Raw genomic sequence first — 18,606 nt, 5'->3', positions numbered from 1 at the left:
CCCTTGGCGCGGTGTCGTCTACGGCTGCTCGTCGTGGTAGTCGCCGGGGCCGCCGTCGAGCCAGGCGTAGAGTTCCCAGAGCGTGTCGTCCGGGTCGGTGAAATAGGCGCAGCGCGCGTTCCAGACATAATCCTCCGGTGGCCCCTGGAAGGGTACGCCTTTGGCGGTCAGTTCGATGTAGAGCCGGTCGATCTCACCGGGCGAGTCGAGCATGACCGCGACGCAGACCTTGTGTGCGTGACGCGGCGAACGCAGCTTCGACACGCCAGTGTGCCGGTTGATGTGGTCGATCTCCCAGGCGGCCAACGTCACGCCCTCGCCATGGAAGTCGGCAAACCCCTCGGCGCGCCGGCGCAAGCGGAGGCCGAGTTTGTCGACATAGAACGCCACCGTCCGCTCGATGTTGTCGACAAGCAGGCAGACGTCCGAAATCCGGTAGGTGGTTCCGATCGACATGGTTATTTTCCTCCGTCGGTATGCCGAGTGCGCGACGCCGGCAGCTTGACGCCGACCCGGTTGGCAGCGCCGATGATGTGAGCGCTCATCGCCGCCTCGGCTTCCGCCGGATCGCCGGCGACCAGCGCCTCGTAGATGCGCACATGCTCGCCGACATTGACTTCGACCAGGTCGTGCAACGGGTTGGTCTGGCGTGCGTAATAGATCGAGCGGCGGATCTGCTCGCAGACGAAGGAAATGAAGGTGTGGATGTAGGCGTTGCCGGTCGCTCGGGCGATTTCGCGATGGAACAGAAGGTCGGCGTCGATGCTGCCGTCTTCCCAGCGCTCCTCGCCACTCATGCGGTCGAGCGCCGCCTTGATCGCGTCGAGATGCTCCTGGTCGCGCCGTTCGGCGGCAAGTGCAGCTGACTCGGCCTCGAGGATGCAGCGCAGCTCGAAGAGCCGCTCCATGTTCTGGCCTTCCTTCAGCGTTTCGCGGTCAATGCGGATCGCCGCGCGCTGCTCTGGTGCCAGGACGAAGGAGCCGATGCCTTGGCGCGCCTCCACCATGCCGTCGGCCCGCAATTGCGCGATCGCCTCGCGCACCACGTTCCGGCTGACGCCGAATTTTTCGGACAGCTGCTGCTCCGTCGGCAGCAAGCTGCCAGGATTGAGGTCGCCGGACTCGATCTCGCGGCTGAGGAACGCCGCGACCCGGTGCGGCAGCGCCTCGACAGTGCCGATGGCAGCCAGTCGTTGTTTCATGAAACAGTCTCCGCCGGAGGAAAGAGGCAGCCGGGATTCATCAATCCATTCGGATCGAGCGCATTCTTGAGCGTGCCGACAAGCCGACGCTGAACGGAAGACATCCCGTCCCAGTAGACGCGCTGGCGCGTGCGCCCGATGCCATGCTCGGCGCTGATCGAGCCGCCGAGTGCGTTGACGATGTCGTACAGCTTGGTCGTGATGGCGCTGCCCCTGGTGCGCGCCTCGGTCTCTCCAAGGCCGCGCGGTGGCAGCACATTGAAATGGATGTTGCCGTCGCCCGCGTGCCCATAGGCCTGGGAGATCCAGCCCGGGTGCTCCGTTGAGACAAGATGGCGGGCACGAGCGATCAGCACGGGAATGTCGGAGATGCGCACTGAAAGATCGGTGCGCACGTGGTAGCCGCGCTTGGCTTGGCCTTCGACCAGCCCTTCGCGAATGGCCCAGAACGCCCTGGCCTGTGCGCTGCTCTCGGCCAGGACGGCGTCGGTGACGAGGTGCTGTTCCATGACGCCGGCCAGAAATTCGACCAGCAGGGTGCGCAGGTCTATAGCGCCGCTCGACGACAGTTCTATCAGCACATGAACAGGCGCGGTCACCGGCGCGGTGATCTTCGGGTCGGCCAGACGCGCAAGCTCCATGCATTCCGAGCCGATGATCTCGAAGGCCGACATCAGGTCCGAGCATTCGCGCCGGGCTTGCCTGAACAACGCTATGGCCGCTTCGAATGAGGGAAGGCCCAGATACGCCGTCTCGATCCGGCCGGGCTTCGGAAACAGCTTGACCTCGACACCGGTGATGATGCCCAGCGTTCCCTCCGAGCCGATGAAAAGCTGCTTCAGATCGTAGCCGCGATTATCTTTGCGCAGGCCGGAAAAGCCGCTCCACAATTCGCCGTCCGGCAGCACCACCTCCAGGCCGACAATGAGGTCGCGAGCCATTCCGTAGCGCAACACGTTGACGCCGCCGGCATTGCTTGCGGCGTTGCCGCCGATCTGGCAGCTACCTTGAGCGCCGAGCGCCAGCGGAAACAGGCAGTCCTGGTTCTCCGCGGCATCCTTGATGTGTTGGAGGATGCAGCCCGCATCAGCCTGCAGGGTGAAATTGTCGGCGTCGACAAGGCGCACCTTGTTCAAGCGCTCCGTGTTGATGATGACCATGCCTCGGTCCGTGCCGATGTCGATCGCACCTGCCACCAGCCCGGTGTTGCCACCTTGTGGTATCATCGCCAGCCCGAGCGTGCCGCACAGCCGGACAGCGGCCTGGACATCCGCGACCGAAGCAGGCTTCAGCACGGCAAGGGCTCCGCCATGATGATCGCCGGACCAGTCTCCGAGGTACTTCGCCATACCATCGCTGTCGGCTGCCACACCGTTCCGTCCCAAGACGCCTTCCAGGGCAGCGAGAACTTCAGGCGAGATGCCGTGGATGGTCATTTTTCGAGGCAGTGCTCATGTTAGGGAGTATGCTTATACATATCATCCTACAACTTGAATTGAGTCAACGGGCAAAAGGCGAGGAGGGCACTTACAGGTATTCGGGGAGATGCAGTGAGCTTGCCGCCGCTATGAGGCGCGGCGAGGGCAAAGGGGCTGCCTGGCGCCGAGCGACGCCGGCGTGACTGCGGTCAGCACCGGCGGGATTGTCCGCGGATCAAGAAGGGACGACTGGCCCTGTCCGATCAGGCCAGGGCCTACCTGCCTCAAAGGTACTGTTCGACCTTCTTGCCTACGGTCAGGAACCGCAGGGGGTCGATCGCTTCGCCATTGTGGCGGACCTCATAGTGCAGATGCGGGCCGGTCGAGCGGCCGCTGCTGCCGGTCTTGCCGATGACATCGCCGGCATTGAGTTTCTGGCCGACCGTCACATCGATCTCGCTCAGATGCCCGTATCGCGTGGCGAAACCGTTGCCGTGATCGACTTCCACCATGCGGCCATAACCGCCGTTCCATCCGGCCTTGGTGACGACACCCGGCGCCGTGACCTTGGCCTGCATGCCGATCGGAGCCCTGAAGTCCATGCCCGAATGCAGCGCGGCGGAGCCGAGGATAGGGTCGGTGCGCACGCCGAACGGGCTGGTGACGGAATGGCCAGGCGCGGGGTTGGCGAGTGGCAGCCGGCGGGCTTCCTTCTTGAGCTGGTCGAGCGTGTCCAGTGCCTCGTCCAGTTCCTTGACCTTGCTGTCGAAGATCATCGAACTGTCGAGCGGTATCAGCGGTCCACCGACATCGCTGTCGCTCTTGCCGAAATCGCTGTCGACCGGCAGCCCGGCCGCTTCAAGCGCCTGGGTGATCGCGTCGGCACTCTTGTAGGCATTGTCGGCAAGCGTGGTGACACGCGTGAGCTGTTCGCTCTCGATGTTTTTGAGCGACTGGTTGATCGACACGAACAGCTTGTCGGCGCGGTCGGCCGACGATTCGCTGGGCAGCGGATCCGAGCGCGTCGACCACAGCGAGAAGGGCCTTGTGTCGCCGGCGCCGAGGCTTGCGACGGAATAGGTCTGGGCTATCTGGCCGATGCTGCCGGTCGCGTCGGCATGCTGGTCAGGCTTTTCGACCGGTGCGGGAGCCGCGGCTGGCGGCGTTCCGACTTCGCTCTCCGCACGTTCGATGAGGGGCCCAAGGCGGCCATGACGCTGACTGAGCTGGGTCTGCCGTTCCAACAACTCGCTGACCTTGGTTTCCATGAGCTGCTGGTCGAGAAGCTGCCGGCTGGTGATGCGGTCGACCTGGGCGCGAAGCGCCGATATGCGATCTTCGTAAGCCTGCTGCATGCGGGCCTGCCGGGCCGTCGTGGCGCCGATCAGATCGTCGCGCAGCACGAGGTATGAGGTCGCCAACAGATAACCTATGGCCATCGCGGCCAGCGCGGAGCCGAGGAATGCGGCAATCCACGGGCGTACGGTAAAATGCCGGATTTGATCGCCCCGGGCGATGATGATCGTGTGGGGCTCTTTGCGCCTGCCGAAGACCGCTGACTGACCGGTTACGTTCACGGGACCAAGCTTTCGTTTACGACACCAACGACAGTCCCGAAGTACACATTATTAAGGTTAACAAAGCCTTCTCGAACGAGGCCGCCGGCAGGGATTGCCCGCAAAACGGGTGGTTGGTTGTAGGCGAGCGCCCCAGCCAAGCAAAAAGCCCCGCCGCTCGAACAAGCAACGGGGCCAACTCCCTGCTTTTTCAGCCGCGTGAAAGCGGCTTCAAAGAGCGCGGACGGCCTCGAGGACCTCTTCGGCATGACCCTTTACGCGGACCTTGCGCCATACCCTGGCAATGCGGCCATCGCTGCCGATCAGGAATGTTGCGCGTTCGACGCCCATGTATTTTCGGCCATACATCGATTTCTCGACCCACAGATGGTAGGCCTCGATCACCTTGCGCTCTTCATCGGCCGCCAGGTCGATGGTGAGGCTGTATTTGGATTTGAATTTGTCGTGTTTCTTCGTGCTGTCCGGCGACAGGCCGATCACGACGGCGCCTGCTTTTTCGAATTCAGGCTTCAGTTGCGAAAAGCTTATCGCCTCTTGCGTGCAGCTTGTGGTGTCATCCTGTGGATAGAAATAGAGCACCACGGGCTTTCCGGACAATGCGGCAAGGCTGAGCGTTCCTCCGCCGTCGCGTGGAAGGTCGAATTGCGGCGCAAGATCGCCTACGTCCAGATCAGCCATATCGATGCCCTTGTTTAAGGTTACGCGCGAAGCCGCACCGATATAGTGTCAGCCGGGGATTCGTCCACGTCGAGTTCATATACGAGTTCATACAACGGAAGATTCCTTGGATCAGGAGCAACTGCAACACGAGAAGATCAAGTTCAGGCGTGACGAGATCACAGATCTGGGCGCTCTCCCGTCTGCATGCCGCGTGCCGCCGCTCGGCCAGGCGTCGATCGGTCGCGGCTTTCGTATTCTCGAGCGCTTGGTCGCGGGGCTTTCGGCTGTCGTCCTGCTGGCGGCCGCTATCGTTTATCTGATCGGCGTGTCTGGGATTGGCTCTGAACGGCTGCGAGCCGAAGCGGAGACAGCGATCGAAAAACTGGCCGGTCTCGATGTCCATGCGGCGATCGGGCCTGCTCGCATCACGCTTGACGGATCGAGCTTCGTTGCGCTGCAGGTGAGTGATGTCAGCCTGAAGACGGCCGATGGCAAGCCGATGGCCGACGCCGGGCGTGTTCGTTTCGGTGTGCGCCTGATACCGCTGCTTTGGGGCGAAGTGCGGCTTACCAGTGCCAGGATTTCCGACGCCCACATCGTTGTGGCGTCGATGCCGTCAGGTGGCGACTGGACAAGCGCTTTGCGCAATGCGGACGGCCTCATCGATCCAGACAAGCTGTCCGCGACGACTTTTGAAAACGTCAACCTCGTGCTGGACGCGGTGCGCGAGGATTCGATGCGCCGGATCGATCTTCACAATGTCGAGTTCGTGCTGCCGGCCGCAGACCCAGTTAAATCGGTCGTGGTTGCGGACGCCACAGTTCAGCAGTCCGGATCCGCAGGCATGGAGTTCTCGTCCAGCCTCAATATCGATGGCAGGGCGCTGACGATTGCCGCCTCAGCCACACATAATGCAGCGACGCGGCGCGTAACAGCGCTCGATGCAAACGTTGAAATGGCTGACTCCGCCGACGTCACCGCAGTGACGGGCGGCAGGATCGGTGCTGTTGTGTTGAGGCTGAGGGGGGCACAGGGCACAGGTGACAACACGTCGCGGCTGACGGCCTCCCTGTCATTGACCGGGGCGGTGCTCGATCTGGGTCCACGTGGGTTGCTTGCGTCCGATGTAGGTCTCGATGCCACCCTCGTGTCCGGCAGCAACAAGATCCAGGTGGACAAGTTGCTGCTGAAGACCGGCCGCTCGACATTTGATTTCGCGGGCTCGATCGGCCCGAAACCAGCCACCGTAGCAGCCGGTGACGAACCATCCTATCGCTATGATCTGACCAGTGACGGTTCGACGCTGTCGCCTTCGGAATCGCCCGAACCCGCTCTTAGCTTCATCGCCCGGATCGCCGGTGTCTATCAGACCAAAAGCCACAAGCTCCTGGCGGAGCAGATCGGGATCAGGTCCGGTCCCACAAGCGAGGCGTTGGGTACCGCGTCCGTCCAATTCGTCGACGGAAAGGCGCCGGGCGTGTCGATGTCCGTCAACATCCACGATATGCCGGTTTCCCACGTCAAGCAGTTGTGGCCTTGGTTTTCCGCGCGTGGCGCGAGGCTCTGGGTGCTGGAGAACCTGTTCGGGGGGCGCGTAGTCAATGCAAATCTGCAGTTCCAGGTGGTTCCAGGGCGGCTTGGCAATGGTGTCCCGCTAGGTCCCGACGAAGTATTTGGGCGCTTCCAGATTGAAGGATCACGCTTCGACACTGCCGGCCGCATTCCACCGATACGCGATGCTGTTGGCGTGGTTTCGTTCCATGGCAACGATGTCGATATCGCGCTGTCTTCGGGCACCGTCTTTATGCCCAGCGGCCGTACCGTGGCGGCCAGCAATGGCACGCTGACAGTGAAGGCGGCGAACCTGCCGCCTGTCATTGGTTCGCTTGACATCGATGTTGCCGGCGAGGCCCCGGCGATTGCCGAACTCGCGTCTTACGAGCCGATCAACGCCATGCGCCACGTCGGTTTCGCGGCGGAAGACCTGTCAGGTTCGGTGACGGGGCACGTAAGGGCGGATATCCCGCTTACGTCCGGGGTCGACACCTCGAAACTCGATTGGCTGGTGTCGCTTGATTACACGGGGCTTTCGCTCGCCAAGCCGTTCGAAGGCCAGACGGTCACCAACGCCGACGGCAGCATCACGGTGGCGCCCGACAAGGCCGTCATTTCCGCCAAGGCGCTGCTGAACGGCATCCCGGCTGAACTCGACCTGATCGAACCGCTCAAGGATGACGGTCCGCCGCGCAGCAGGAAAGTCGCGCTTGTGCTCGACGACAAGACGCGGGCAAGCGCCATGCCTGGCCTCTCGCCATTGCTTTCAGGCACGATCAAGGTGGCGATCGACAAGAGCGGCGATGGCAACCAGAACGTCTCGGCGGACCTGACCAATGCCAAGCTGGACATCCCCTGGGCGGGTTGGAGCAAGGGAGCTGGCATTCCTGCGAACGTCACCTTCGTGATGACGAAATCCGGCGACACCACCACGCTGTCCAATTTTGACCTGGGCGGAAAGACCTTCTCCATCGACGGCACCGTGGTGCTGGTCAACAACGGCTTGTCGTCGGCGCGGTTCAGCAAGGTCACGTTGAACAGGGACGATGATGTTGCCGTGTCGGTCAAGCGGTCGGGCAAGTCCTATGCGGTCGACATATCAGGCAGCGCGCTGGATGCGCGCTCGCTGATCAAGCAATTCACCTCGGATGTGGATACCGCCACCAAGGCCACTGGTACCGATGCGATTTCCGTCAGCGCCAATGTGGATTCCCTGACCGGCTTCCACGACGAGAAACTCTCGAATCTGAAGTTGGACTACAGTGCCGCGGGCTCCAGGGTGAACGGGCTGAAGGTCAGCGCCACGGCGAGTTCCGGTGCCGCCATAGCCATCAGCAACACGACCGGGGATGGCAGGCGCGCCCTCAACGTGAAGTCGGCTGACGCCGGGGCCATATTGCGGTTCCTCAACATCTACGAGCATATGGAAGGTGGCTCAATCACCTTGGCGCTGGCCGGTGCGAGCGACGGCCCGATGAAGGGCCAGGTGGATACCAGCGATTTCTTCGTGGTGAACGAGCCCAAGCTTGCATCGATCGTCTCGACCACGCCGGCTGGGGACAAGCGCAGCCTGAACGAGGCGGTCAAAGGCAATCTTGATACGTCGCGGGTCAAGTTCGAACGTGGCTTTGCCGAGATCGAAAAGGGTAGCGGCTATCTGAAACTGGCAAACGGCGTGTTGCGTGGCCCGCGTATCGGCACCACTTTTCAGGGCACGCTTTATGACCAGAACAACAACATGGACATGACCGGGACGTTCATGCCGGCCTATGGCCTCAACCGGATATTCGGTGAACTGCCGCTTGTCGGCGTTTTGCTCGGCAACGGCCGCGATCGCGGCCTGATCGGCGTCACCTACCGGCTGAAGGGCAATGCCAACAAGCCGGTCCTCGACATCAATCCACTGTCGGTGATCGCGCCCGGAATTTTTCGGTCGATCTTCGAGTATCGCTAGAGCATGATCCCGAAAAGTGGGAACGGGTTTTCGGAAAAGATCATGCTCAAACTAGAAGATAGAGCCTATTTATTCCATCGGGATGGAATAGGCTCTAGACCTTGATGACCCCGAAGCCGCGAATTCCATCCCGCTCATCGGGATGGATCAGTCCCGATCAGACTGGCCGCACCAGGATGTGTTTTTTCCTGCCCAGTGAGAGCTTTAGGACGTTTTCCGGACTCAGATCCTGAAGCGTCACCACACGGCGATCATCCGAAACCGGCTGGTCGTTGAGGCGCACCGCGCCACCCTGGATATGCCGTCGCGCCTCGCCGTTGGAGGCTGCGAGCCCCGCGCTGACGAACAAGGACAGAATGCCGACGCCGGCTTCCAGCGACGCCTTGGCGATCTCGATGGTCGGCAGGGATTCAGCAAGCGCACCTTCCTCGAACGTCTTGCGCGCGGTTTCGCTGGCCGCGCCCGCAGCTTCGCGGCCATGCAGCAAGGCGGTGATTTCGGTGGCGAGGATTTTCTTGGCCTCGTTGATCTCCGATCCGCCGAGCTTCTGCAGCCGTGCGACTTCGTCCAGCGGCAACGTCGTGTAGAGCTTCAGGAAACGGCCGACATCGGCGTCCTCGGTGTTGCGCCAGTACTGCCAGAACTCATAAGGGCTCAGCATCTCCGCATCGAGCCACACTGCGCCCGAGGCGGACTTGCCCATCTTGGCGCCGGATGATGTGGTCAGCAGCGGCGTGGTCAGCGCGTAGAGCTGCGCGTCCTCCATGCGGCGGCCAAGGTCGATGCCGTTGATGATGTTGCCCCACTGGTCGGAGCCGCCCATCTGCAACCGGCAGCCGAGACGCTTGTACAGCTCGACGAAGTCATAGGCCTGCAGGATCATGTAGTTGAATTCGAGGAACGACAGCGACTGTTCGCGGTCGAGCCGGAGCTTGACCGAATCGAAGGCCAGCATGCGGTTGACGGAAAAGTGCCGGCCGACATCGCGCAGGAAATTGACGTAGTTGATCTCCATCAGCCAGTCGGCGTTGTTGATCATGACCGCGTCCTTCGGACCGCCGCCGAATTTGAGGTAGGGAATGAAGTTGCGGCGGATGCCGGCGAGATTGTCGTCGATATCCTGAGGGGTCAGAAGCTTGCGCGCTTCGTCCTTGAAGGACGGATCGCCGATCATCGAGGTGCCGCCGCCCATCAGCGCGATCGGCCTGTGGCCGGTCTGCTGCAGCCAGTGCAGCATCATGATCTGGATCAGCGAACCGGCATGCAGGCTCTTTGCCGTCGCGTCGAACCCGATATAGGCGGTGACCGTCTCCTTGGCGAAAAGCTGGTCGAGGCCGGCATCATCCGAGGTCTGGTGGATGAAACCGCGCTCGCTCATCGTGCGCAGGAAGTCGGATTTGAAGGCGGACATGTTTTCTTTCCCGAAGGCTCCGGCCGATGCTGTTGACCGTGGCGTGCTTGAACGCGCGCGTTTAGCATCCAAGCGCGATCAGCAAAAGTGGAATCCGGTTTTGCGTCCGATCGCGCTTGGTGGCGGAATCGGCGATCAGCAAAAGCGGAATCCGGTTTTGCAGAAGATCGTGCTTCAAGGGATGCATTCCTGATCAGCAAAAAGTGACAATCCGGTTTTGCGCACTGTCCAACACGTCAGACAGCGAATGGCGTTGCACGACCGGATTTGCAACGGTTGTGAGCACATATCAACGATCCCTGAAACGATGCAGCATAGGGCGCGGATGCTTGCGTCATCGTTTCCGCTGGCGTAATGAGGCGCCGCGCCGCCAGGTTCTTGCAGCTCAAAGTCTGGAATGGCACCGCACGGCACCCATCGAATGCCATATCCCGCGACAGAGCCTCACATGACATGCCGGACGCACTGATATCCATTGTCATTCCATGCCGGAACGAAGCGGCGAACCTGCCGCTTTTGCTGGATGAGATCGGCACGGCCATGACCGGGCGCGCCTTCGAGGTGATCGTCGTCAACGACGGATCGACCGACGAAACGGCCGACGTGCTTGCCGCGCAAGCGGCGCTGCGCCCATTTCCGCTTCGCCACCTCAGGCATGAGAAATCAGCCGGGCAGTCCCTGTCCCTGCGCTCCGGCGCATGGGCGGCACGGGGCGATATCGTCGCGACCATCGATGGCGACTGCCAGAATGACCCAAAGTACATTCCGGTGCTGGTCGATGCGCTACGGCAGGCCGGGCCGGGTTTCGGCGCGGCTCAAGGGCAACGCCTGAAGCGCCGCGACAGCAAGGTCAAGCAACTGGCCTCCCGTTTCGCCAACTGGTTGAGAAATGCCATCCTGCATGACGAGACGCGCGATACAGGTTGCGGCCTGAAGGCTGTTCATACCGACATCATCCGCAAACTACCGTTCTTCGATGGCACGCACCGGTTTGTTCCGGCGCTTGTCATCCAGGAGGGCTTCCGTGTTGTTCATTGCGACGTCGTCGATCGATCACGCCGGCACGGCAGTTCGAACTACGGAATTTTCGACCGCGGCCTGCAGGGCGCGCTTGATCTCGGTGGCGTCTGGTGGCTGCGCCGCAGGCGCCGCAGAATGCCAAAGGTAGAGGAAGTCAGCCATGGCTAACGTGCTTGAGGGACTGGCGAGCTGGATACACCAGGTTTTCGTGCTGCAGTTCGATGGCTGGGTCCTGCTCGGCTTCGTCGCGCAGTTCTTCTTCACCATGCGCTTCGTGGTGCAATGGGTCGCATCGGAGAAGGCGAAGCGCAGCGTGGTGCCGATCGCTTTCTGGTTCTTTTCGCTGTTCGGCGGCGGCCTGCTGCTCATCTATGCCATCCAGCGCAAGGACCCGGTTTTCATCGCGGGCCAGGCCATGGGCATGTTCATCTACATCCGCAATCTCTGGCTGATCGCCAACGAGCGGCGGGCGGCAGCGATGACGAAAGTCGACTGAACGGCCGTCGTCTTGAAGCAAACGGTTCGAGAGGCTGGGACAACGCCATGAACAGGAACTACATCTTTCTCTTCCTGTTCAGCGTGCTGATGACCGTTTCGGGATTGGCGGCGATGCCGCCGCTCGACCGCGATGAGCCTCGCTTCGTCCAGGCCACCAAGCAGATGGCCGAGACCGGCAATTATGTCGATATCCGGTTCCAGGAAGGCACGCGCTACCAGAAGCCGATCGGAATCTACTGGCTGCAATCAGCGGCCGTGGTCCTCAGTGGCCAGGGAGCCGAGGCGCCGATCTGGGTGTATCGCCTGGTTTCGGTCCTGGGTATCGCAATCGCCGTTGTCGCGACCGCCTGGACGGGTGCCAATCTCTTCGGCGCCAATGCCGGTGTCGCCGCCGGCCTTATCATGGCCGCGGTTTTCGCGACCGCCTTCGAGGGGCGGGACGCCAAGACCGATGCCATGCTTCTGGCCTGCTGTGTTGTGGCGCAAGGCGCGCTGGCGCAGATCTATATGGCTTCGCGCAGGAGCGAAGCCGTGCCCAGTCGTCTGCGATGGCTGTTCTGGATCGCGCAGGGCGCGGGGATCCTGATCAAGGGGCCGATCACGCCGCTGATATCGCTGTTGACCGTCGCCGCGCTATTCGCCTTCGAGCGCGACTGGCGGTGGCTGTCGAAGCTGAAGGCTGGGCGCGGTCTCGCACTCGTTCTCCTCATCGTTCTGCCCTGGCTCGCGCTCATCACCTGGAAAAGCGGTGGCGCTTTCCTGCAGCAGGCCGTCGGCAAGGATCTGATGGGCAAGGTCTCGCAGGGCGCGGAATCGCATGGCGTGCCGCCCGGCTTCTATATGCTGACCTATTCCCTGTTCATGTGGCCATTCGGCCTGATCGCGGTGGGCGCCGGGCTCCAGGGGATCAATCGGCTGCGCGACGATCCTCGGGTCCGCTTCTGCATCGCCTGGTACATTCCGTTCTGGCTTGTCTTCGAGCTGATCCCGACAAAGCTGCCGCACTATATCTTGCCGGCCTATCCCGCCATGGCTCTGCTGGTCGGCTGGCTCCTGACCCTGTCGCCACAGGACGCGAATGCGCCGCTGAAACGCTGGCAGGTATGGCTCTGGTGGGCGACCGCCTTTGGCCTGGGCACGGTCACGATCGGCCTCGCCGTGCTGTGCATTGGCGCGCCTATCTATCTCTCTCATACCTTTTCCTGGTGGAGCATTCCGGCGGCCGCCGCGATGCTTGCGGCCGGCTATCTGGCGTTCTCGCGCAAGCTGCAGGTTCCGGTCAGCCGCATCGGCGCCGCCGCCGTCTGTGCCGGCATTGGCTATGCCCTGTTGTTCGGCGTCATCGCGCCGTCCCTGAAACCCATCTGGCTGAGCCCGGCGATCGAAGCCGCCGTCAAAGCCAATCGCCTTTGCGACACGACGGTGCTGGCTTCGGCCGGCTTCCAGGAACCCAGCCTGGTGTTCCTGGTCGGCACGAACACGGTGCTGACCGATGTGAATGGTGTCGCCCGACATCTGCTTGCCGATCCTGCCTGTGCACTGGCGCTGGCGCCGGTGAAACAAGAACAGGAACTGAATGGCGTCTTGGCGAGGCAGGGCAAGTCGGCGAACCGCGTCGCCATGATCGACGGCATCAACTATTCGTCAGGAGAAAAGATGTCTCTCGGCCTTTACCGGGTGGTCCAATGACGGCTCTTCGATGATAGAGTCCGGCTCCAAATGCTGGTGAAATCGCGCCCGCCCATTTCCGCCGCGCTGCTTGCGATGCCGCGCCGATCCGTCGATAATTTTCGCGACACACTCCGCATCGCGAAAAAGCGCTTTGTCGCGCGTCCGGCCACGTATCCGCACATCAAGTGGCCGGTTTGGCTGCTGGTCTGGGTCCTGCTGACGGCGGCTGCGTTCGTTCGCCTCGATCTGCCCGCGGGAATGCTTCGGGATCAATGGTCGCCGGGTTTTGTCCGGCTTGCGGATTTTCTCACACAATTCGCGCTTGGTGGCTGGTACCTCATACCCGCTGCACTTTTGCTCGTCGTCGCCAACCTCGCCGATTGGCGAAGCCTTTCACGACGAGCGCTGATGCTCGCCTACAATTGGACTTCGCTGGCCTTCCTGGTGCTGTGTTCGGTTGGCCTGTCCGGCCTGGCCGTCAATGTGCTGAAATATGCAATCGGCCGGGCACGCCCGTCGCATTTTCAAGAGTTTGGCGTTCTGTCCCTGCACCCCTTCGCAATGGATGCAAGCTTTGCCGGATTCCCATCCGGCCACGCCACCACCATGGGCGCCGTCTTTGGTGTCGCTCTTCTGCTGTTTCCCAAGCGCTGGTACATCGCCTTGGCGGTGACCGCATGCATAACGTCGACGCGGGTTTTCGTCGGCGCACACTATCCGAGCGACACGGTCGCCGGCTTCGGGCTTGGCTTCGCCTTTGCGGTGGCTTCCGCACTGGTCTTTGCCCGCCTTGGTTTCATATTTCGTCAGATGCGGTCTGGGCTTCCGGTCCGCAAGAAGACGTTTCGGCTGGCATGGTTCGATGAAGCGAAGCGGAATAGGTAGAGCATTCGCCAGGCTCTGAGCCTGGCTGGCAGAAGCCCCGATTTCAGGTGTTGTCCAGCCCGCCGTAGGATCTTACCAATTTGGCCATGTCGGGCGAGTTGGGCTCTTCGTTTTCCATGCCCTCGGCAACGCCGACGCGGTCGGCGACCGGACGGTTCTGGCTGACTTTCCACTTGCCGCGCATGTCCGTGATCTCGATCTCCAGCCCGACAATGCCCTTGATCTGCGATTGGATGAACGAGGCTGGAGCATCGGTGACTGCCCAGGGAGCTTCGCGACGGCCTTCCTGGGACGCGGTCAACTCCGTGATCTGCTGCGCCAGCCAGTCCTGGTCCTCGATCACCCTGACCATGCCGCGCACCTGGACCATGGCGTAGTTCCACGTCGGCACGACCTTGCCGGTCTCGCGCTTGGTCTCGTACCAGGACGGCGTCACATAGCTGTCCACGCCCTGGAAAACGATGAGCACGGGCGATGCCGGATTGTCCGCCAGAAGACGCCATTGCGGATTGGCCCGGGCAAGATGCGCGCGCAGCCGGCCGTTTGGCGGCACGTCGGCGTCGAGCAGGAACGGGAGCAGGTTCGCGACCGGCCCCTCCGATCCATTGGAAATCAGCATGCCGAGCGGGTGTGCTCTTATCAGCCCGCGCAGCACGTCCGGCCGTATTTCCTGGAAAAGAGGGGGCTCGTACATCGCGATCCCTTGACCTTTCTTACCTCAGCCGCTTCGGCCGTGGATCCGACAATTCGCCGGCAAGCCGGCGGTCGAGATAATCAGCGCATTCCTCCAGCAGAAGATCGGCGTCGTTGGCGAAGAAATGGTTCGCTCCCGGCAACGTCTTCTGGGTGATGGTGATGCCCTTTTGCGTGTGCAGCTTGTCGACCAGGCCCTGGACATCCTTTGGCGGCGCCACCTTGTCGGCATCGCCATGGATGATGAGGCCGGACGAGGGGCAGGGCGCCAGGAACGAGAAGTCGTAGGTGTTGGGCTGCGGTGCGATCGAGATGAAGCCTTCGATCTCCGGCCGGCGCATCAGAAGCTGCATGCCGATCCACGAGCCGAACGAATAGCCCGCGACCCAGCAGCTCTTGGAATCCGGATGCAGCGACTGGACCCAGTCGAGCGCCGCGGCGGCATCCGACAATTCGCCCGTGCCGTGGTCGAACTCGCCCTGGCTGCGGCCGATGCCGCGGAAATTGAAGCGAAGCGTGGTGAAATTCCGCTTCTGGAACATGTAGAAGAGGTCGTAGACGATCTTGTTGTTCATCGTGCCGCCGAACTGGGGGTGCGGGTGCAGGACGATGGCGATCGGCGCGCTCTTTTCCTTGGACGGCTGATAGCGGCCTTCCAGGCGACCAGCCGGACCGGTAAAAATGACCTCAGGCATAAAATACTCCACTTGGCATACGAATGCGCGGCGCCCGGAACAACTCTTCCTCTGGCCTTGACGCAGGGCGAGCGTCTTCTTAGAAGCTAGTTTAGAATTGTTCAAAACTGGATGGCCAAAAAACAGCTCGTCCATCCACGCCGCAAGCCGCGTAAATAGGACGGCTCGCCTTGGAATTTCAAGGAAATAACGCGATAGCCTCGCTGAACGGCTTTTGACGGGATCAATTGAAGGCAAATGACCGCGACACGCGCCTATCTCGACTACAATGCCAGCGCGCCGCTGCTAGACTCGGCGCGTGAGGCCATGGTTGCGGCGCTCGACATGTCGGCCAACCCGTCGTCGGTCCATGCTGAGGGACGCGCGGCACGGCGGCTGATCGAGAATGCCAGGCGCGATGTGGCGTCGGTGGTCAACGCCAGGCGCGAGCATGTTGCGTTCACCTCCGGCGCAACCGAAGCGGCCTCGACATTGCTGACCCCGGATTGGCAGATGGGACGTGGCTCGGTGCGTATGAGCCGTCTTTACGTTTGCGAGGCAGATCACCCTTGCGTCTTGAACGGCGGGCGCTTCCCTGCGGCGCTGGTCACGCGGATCGGCGTTGACGCCGACGGTGTTGTCGATCTCGGCGCATTGGCGGCGGCTCTTGCCGCGCATGACAAGACTGAAGGCCTGCCGCTTGTGGCTGTTCATGCAGCCAACAACGAGACCGGCGTCATCCAGCCTGTCGATCGCATCGCCGAGATCGTCAAGGCGGCGGGCGGCGTCCTGGTAATCGACGCGGTTCAGGCCGCAGGGCGAATTCATATCGACATGTCAGCCGGTTACGGCGATTACCTGATTCTGTCCTCGCACAAGATCGGCGGCCCCAAGGGTGTCGGCGCCGTCATCGCCTTGTCCGATCTGATGATGCCGAAGCCGCTGATCAACGGAGGTGGCCAGGAGAAGGGCCATCGCGGCGGCACCGAGAACCTGCCCGGGATTGCCGGGTTCGGGGCGGCGGCGCGGGAAGCTCTGGCCGGGCTCAAGGACATCGACAGCGTGCGGCATCGCCGCGACGAGATCGAGACCATCGTCAAAACCCTGGTGCCCGACGCGGAAATCTTTGGAACCGGCGCGACACGGCTTGCCAATACGACATTCTTCGCTATTGCGGGCGTCAAGGCTGAAACGGCGCAGATTGCCTTCGATCTCGCTGGTGTCGCCCTGTCGGCGGGCTCAGCATGCTCTTCGGGCAAGGTCGGGCCAAGCCATGTGCTGAAGGCCATGGGCCATGGCGACAGCCTTGGAGCCCTGCGTGTTTCGATTGGTGCGGCCACAAGCGCCGAGGACATCGCATTGTTTCGGGCGGCCCTTGCAGGAATAGCGTCCCGCCGGGCAGTCAGGGAACAGGCCGCTTGAACGCGGCAGAAATGAATTCGGGCTCCAGGGCCTGGTAGAGCCGTGCGTTTCGAGCTGGCCGGGTGAAATTCCGGCGGAAACGCACTATATGGAACTTACGCCGCCTCCGGCGCCCTCGGGTGCTGTTTGGCGATGCCATAGTTTGAAAACTGTCGGGCCTTGACCCCGGCGTGGATGGAGAACGCTGATGCCTGCTGTGCAGGACACGATCGATCGGGTCCGAAAGATCGACGTCGACCAATACAAATATGGGTTCGAGACCGAAATCGCTGTCGACAAGGCTCCGAAGGGCCTGAGCGAAGAGATCATCCGATTCATTTCGGCGAAGAAGGACGAGCCGTCCTGGATGCTGGAATGGCGTCTGGAAGCGTATCGGCGCTGGCTGACGCTGGAAGAGCCGACCTGGGCGCGCGTCAACTATCCAAAGATCGATTTCCAGGACATCTATTTCTATGCGGCGCCGAAGAGCACGCCCGGCCCGACGTCTCTGAGCGACGTCGATCCCGAACTGCTGAAGGTCTACGAGAAGCTCGGTATCCCGTTGCGGGAGCAGGAAATCCTCGCCGGCGTGCAGAAGACCGATGCCTCGGAACTCGAGGAAGTCAGCGACAATGTCTACAAATCGGGCCGCGTCGCTGTTGATGCGGTGTTCGATTCCGTTTCCGTCGTCACCACCTTCAAGAAGGAGCTGGCGCAGGCCGGCGTCATCTTCTGTTCGATCTCGGAAGCCATCCGCGAGCATCCGGAACTGGTGAAGAAGTATCTCGGTTCGGTCGTGCCGACTTCCGACAATTATTACGCGACGCTGAATTCCGCTGTGTTCACCGACGGTTCCTTCGTCTTCGTGCCCAAGGGCGTGCGCTGCCCGATGGAACTGTCGACCTATTTCCGCATGAACGAGAAGAACACCGGGCAGTTCGAGCGCACGCTGATCATCGCCGAGGAGGGGGCTTACGTCTCCTATCTCGAAGGCTGCACGGCGCCGCAGCGCGACGAAAACCAGCTTCACGCCGCCGTGGTCGAACTGGTGGCACTCGACGATGCCGAGATCAAATACTCGACGGTGCAGAACTGGTACCCCGGCGACGCCGAGGGCAAGGGTGGCATCTACAACTTCGTCACCAAGCGCGGCGACTGCCGTGGCGACCGTTCGAAGATCTCGTGGACTCAGGTCGAGACGGGTTCGGCTATCACCTGGAAATATCCGAGCTGCATCCTGCGCGGCGACGATTCGTCAGGCGAGTTCTATTCGATCGCGGTGTCGAACGGTTACCAGCAGGTCGATAGTGGCACCAAGATGATCCACCTCGGCAAGAACACGTCGAGCCGCATCATTTCCAAGGGCATCGCCGCCGGCTTCTCGCAGAACACCTATCGCGGCCAGGTCTCGGCGCACCGCAAGGCGACCAATGCTCGCAATTTCACCAACTGTGACTCCCTGCTGATCGGCGACCAGTGCGGCGCGCACACCGTGCCCTACATGGAGGCCAAGAACTCGACGGCGCAGTTCGAGCACGAGGCGACGACCTCCAAGATTTCCGAGGATCAGAAATTCTACGTCATGCAGCGCGGCATCCCGGAAGAAGAGGCGATCGCGCTGATCGTCAACGGCTTCGTCAAGGACGTCATCCAGCAACTGCCGATGGAATTCGCCGTCGAGGCGCAGAAGCTGATCGGCATCTCGCTCGAGGGAAGCGTGGGATGACCGGGGAGGCATGGTTCAGGCCGAAGCGCTTCGGCTACGGGGCAACGCCCACCAACTGGAAGGGGTGGGCCTTTGTCGGCCTGTTCGTCCTTGTCATTGTGGCCGTGGTGCTTGTCTCGATTGCAAAGGCAATACCGGCCTGGCTTACCGCCCTCATTATTCTTGCCCTCACGGGCGCAATCATATCGTTCATCAAAGCCAAAACCGACGGCGAATGGCGCTGGCACTGGCACTGAACGGGAACTTTTTGAAACGGACCGAA

The 18,606-nt window shown here is 61.7% G+C and carries 17 protein-coding genes; 9 read left to right on the top strand and 8 right to left on the bottom strand.

Translation table 11 applies throughout. The features are described from left to right. Nucleotides 1-18: 18 nt before the first annotated feature. From ABVQ20_RS09495 to ABVQ20_RS09475, 5 genes are all read right to left on the bottom strand, one after another. The gene (locus tag ABVQ20_RS09495) at nucleotides 19-456 is read right to left on the bottom strand and encodes a VOC family protein (protein WP_354459244.1); all 438 of its coding nucleotides are present in this window, start codon (nucleotides 454-456) and stop codon (nucleotides 19-21) included. Nucleotides 457-458: 2 nt separating this feature from the next. Continuing rightward, a complete protein-coding gene (locus ABVQ20_RS09490) occupies nucleotides 459-1,202 on the bottom strand; it encodes a FadR/GntR family transcriptional regulator (RefSeq protein WP_354459243.1) in 744 nt (247 codons plus the stop codon). Then, nucleotides 1,199-2,638, bottom strand: coding sequence for an FAD-binding oxidoreductase (locus ABVQ20_RS09485; protein ID WP_354459242.1), 1,440 nt, complete (start codon nucleotides 2,636-2,638; stop codon nucleotides 1,199-1,201). The genes ABVQ20_RS09490 and ABVQ20_RS09485 overlap by 4 nt, the downstream gene beginning before the upstream one ends. 266 nt (nucleotides 2,639-2,904) lie before the next feature. Beyond that, nucleotides 2,905-4,197: a M23 family metallopeptidase gene (locus tag ABVQ20_RS09480; RefSeq protein ID WP_354459241.1), complete on the bottom strand. Its 1,293-nt coding sequence runs from the start codon at nucleotides 4,195-4,197 to the stop codon at nucleotides 2,905-2,907. A gap of 210 nt (nucleotides 4,198-4,407) precedes the next feature. After that, nucleotides 4,408-4,875 (bottom strand): peroxiredoxin, encoded by a 468-nt coding sequence (locus ABVQ20_RS09475; protein ID WP_354459240.1) that lies wholly within the window; start codon nucleotides 4,873-4,875, stop codon nucleotides 4,408-4,410. 106 nt (nucleotides 4,876-4,981) lie between these two features. Between ABVQ20_RS09475 and ABVQ20_RS09470 the strand changes: the two genes are divergently transcribed. After that, nucleotides 4,982-8,365, top strand: a complete 3,384-nt coding sequence (locus ABVQ20_RS09470; protein WP_354459239.1) for a hypothetical protein — start codon at nucleotides 4,982-4,984, stop codon at nucleotides 8,363-8,365. 157 nt (nucleotides 8,366-8,522) lie between these two features. Here the strand turns inward: ABVQ20_RS09470 and tyrS are convergent, their stop codons facing one another. Then, the gene (gene tyrS / locus ABVQ20_RS09465; protein WP_354459238.1) at nucleotides 8,523-9,776 is read right to left on the bottom strand and encodes a tyrosine--tRNA ligase; all 1,254 of its coding nucleotides are present in this window, start codon (nucleotides 9,774-9,776) and stop codon (nucleotides 8,523-8,525) included. Between tyrS and ABVQ20_RS09460 the strand changes: the two genes are divergently transcribed. The 5 genes from ABVQ20_RS09460 to ABVQ20_RS09440 all read left to right on the top strand — a co-directional run bounded on the left by ABVQ20_RS09460 (nucleotide 9,763) and on the right by ABVQ20_RS09440 (nucleotide 13,850). Continuing rightward, a complete protein-coding gene (locus tag ABVQ20_RS09460) occupies nucleotides 9,763-9,969 on the top strand; it encodes a hypothetical protein (protein ID WP_354459237.1) in 207 nt (68 codons plus the stop codon). The genes tyrS and ABVQ20_RS09460 overlap by 14 nt on opposite strands. 260 nt (nucleotides 9,970-10,229) lie before the next feature. After that, a complete protein-coding gene (locus tag ABVQ20_RS09455) occupies nucleotides 10,230-10,964 on the top strand; it encodes a glycosyltransferase family 2 protein (RefSeq protein ID WP_354459236.1) in 735 nt (244 codons plus the stop codon). Then, nucleotides 10,957-11,292, top strand: a complete 336-nt coding sequence (locus ABVQ20_RS09450; protein ID WP_354459235.1) for a lipid-A-disaccharide synthase N-terminal domain-containing protein — start codon at nucleotides 10,957-10,959, stop codon at nucleotides 11,290-11,292. Before ABVQ20_RS09455 ends, ABVQ20_RS09450 begins: the two co-directional genes overlap by 8 nt. 47 nt (nucleotides 11,293-11,339) lie before the next feature. Continuing rightward, a complete protein-coding gene (locus ABVQ20_RS09445) occupies nucleotides 11,340-12,983 on the top strand; it encodes an ArnT family glycosyltransferase (protein WP_354459234.1) in 1,644 nt (547 codons plus the stop codon). Nucleotides 12,984-13,013: 30 nt separating this feature from the next. Next, nucleotides 13,014-13,850: a phosphatase PAP2 family protein gene (locus tag ABVQ20_RS09440; protein ID WP_354459233.1), complete on the top strand. Its 837-nt coding sequence runs from the start codon at nucleotides 13,014-13,016 to the stop codon at nucleotides 13,848-13,850. A 43-nt stretch (nucleotides 13,851-13,893) separates the two neighbouring features. On the opposite strand, the gene ABVQ20_RS09435 is transcribed toward ABVQ20_RS09440, so the two are convergent. Together ABVQ20_RS09435 and ABVQ20_RS09430 are read right to left on the bottom strand one after the other, a co-directional pair. Then, the gene (locus ABVQ20_RS09435; protein ID WP_354459232.1) at nucleotides 13,894-14,544 is read right to left on the bottom strand and encodes an FMN-binding negative transcriptional regulator; all 651 of its coding nucleotides are present in this window, start codon (nucleotides 14,542-14,544) and stop codon (nucleotides 13,894-13,896) included. Nucleotides 14,545-14,563: 19 nt separating this feature from the next. Then, a complete protein-coding gene (locus tag ABVQ20_RS09430; RefSeq protein ID WP_227347924.1) occupies nucleotides 14,564-15,238 on the bottom strand; it encodes an alpha/beta hydrolase in 675 nt (224 codons plus the stop codon). 237 nt (nucleotides 15,239-15,475) lie between these two features. On the opposite strand from ABVQ20_RS09430, the gene ABVQ20_RS09425 reads away from it, so the two are divergent. The 3 genes from ABVQ20_RS09425 to ABVQ20_RS09415 all read left to right on the top strand — a co-directional run bounded on the left by ABVQ20_RS09425 (nucleotide 15,476) and on the right by ABVQ20_RS09415 (nucleotide 18,580). After that, nucleotides 15,476-16,639, top strand: a complete 1,164-nt coding sequence (locus tag ABVQ20_RS09425; protein WP_354459231.1) for a cysteine desulfurase family protein — start codon at nucleotides 15,476-15,478, stop codon at nucleotides 16,637-16,639. A gap of 187 nt (nucleotides 16,640-16,826) precedes the next feature. Continuing rightward, nucleotides 16,827-18,344 carry a Fe-S cluster assembly protein SufB gene (sufB, locus tag ABVQ20_RS09420; RefSeq protein WP_354459230.1) on the top strand — a complete coding sequence of 506 codons (1,518 nt, stop codon included), beginning with the start codon at nucleotides 16,827-16,829 and terminating at the stop codon, nucleotides 18,342-18,344. After that, on the top strand, nucleotides 18,341-18,580 hold the full coding sequence (locus ABVQ20_RS09415; RefSeq protein WP_354459229.1) for a hypothetical protein: 240 nt from the start codon (nucleotides 18,341-18,343) through the stop codon (nucleotides 18,578-18,580). The genes sufB and ABVQ20_RS09415 overlap by 4 nt, the downstream gene beginning before the upstream one ends. Nucleotides 18,581-18,606: the final 26 nt, after the last annotated feature.

This window comes from Mesorhizobium shangrilense, from assembly GCF_040537815.1.
GTDB lineage: Bacteria > Pseudomonadota > Alphaproteobacteria > Rhizobiales > Rhizobiaceae > Mesorhizobium > Mesorhizobium shangrilense.
The sequence above is the reverse complement of the archived record's forward strand: the minus strand, read 5'-3'. Positions and strand labels throughout refer to the sequence as shown.

What these genes read in the sequence shown, in the direction of transcription:
- ABVQ20_RS09415 (WP_354459229.1), top strand. Translation starts at nt 18,341, where the DNA reads ATGACCGGGGAGGCATGGTTCAGGCCGAAGCGCTTCGGCTACGGGGCA.
- ABVQ20_RS09445 (WP_354459234.1), top strand. Translation starts at nt 11,340, where the DNA reads ATGAACAGGAACTACATCTTTCTCTTCCTGTTCAGCGTGCTGATGACC.
- ABVQ20_RS09475 (WP_354459240.1), bottom strand. Translation starts at nt 4,875, where the DNA reads ATGGCTGATCTGGACGTAGGCGATCTTGCGCCGCAATTCGACCTTCCA.
- ABVQ20_RS09450 (WP_354459235.1), top strand. Translation starts at nt 10,957, where the DNA reads ATGGCTAACGTGCTTGAGGGACTGGCGAGCTGGATACACCAGGTTTTC.
- sufB (WP_354459230.1), top strand. Translation starts at nt 16,827, where the DNA reads ATGCCTGCTGTGCAGGACACGATCGATCGGGTCCGAAAGATCGACGTC.
- ABVQ20_RS09485 (WP_354459242.1), bottom strand. Translation starts at nt 2,638, where the DNA reads ATGACCATCCACGGCATCTCGCCTGAAGTTCTCGCTGCCCTGGAAGGC.
- ABVQ20_RS09495 (WP_354459244.1), bottom strand. Translation starts at nt 456, where the DNA reads ATGTCGATCGGAACCACCTACCGGATTTCGGACGTCTGCCTGCTTGTC.
- ABVQ20_RS09455 (WP_354459236.1), top strand. Translation starts at nt 10,230, where the DNA reads ATGCCGGACGCACTGATATCCATTGTCATTCCATGCCGGAACGAAGCG.
- ABVQ20_RS09435 (WP_354459232.1), bottom strand. Translation starts at nt 14,544, where the DNA reads ATGTACGAGCCCCCTCTTTTCCAGGAAATACGGCCGGACGTGCTGCGC.
- tyrS (WP_354459238.1), bottom strand. Translation starts at nt 9,776, where the DNA reads ATGTCCGCCTTCAAATCCGACTTCCTGCGCACGATGAGCGAGCGCGGT.
- ABVQ20_RS09440 (WP_354459233.1), top strand. Translation starts at nt 13,014, where the DNA reads ATGCTGGTGAAATCGCGCCCGCCCATTTCCGCCGCGCTGCTTGCGATG.
- ABVQ20_RS09490 (WP_354459243.1), bottom strand. Translation starts at nt 1,202, where the DNA reads ATGAAACAACGACTGGCTGCCATCGGCACTGTCGAGGCGCTGCCGCAC.
- ABVQ20_RS09425 (WP_354459231.1), top strand. Translation starts at nt 15,476, where the DNA reads ATGACCGCGACACGCGCCTATCTCGACTACAATGCCAGCGCGCCGCTG.
- ABVQ20_RS09430 (WP_227347924.1), bottom strand. Translation starts at nt 15,238, where the DNA reads ATGCCTGAGGTCATTTTTACCGGTCCGGCTGGTCGCCTGGAAGGCCGC.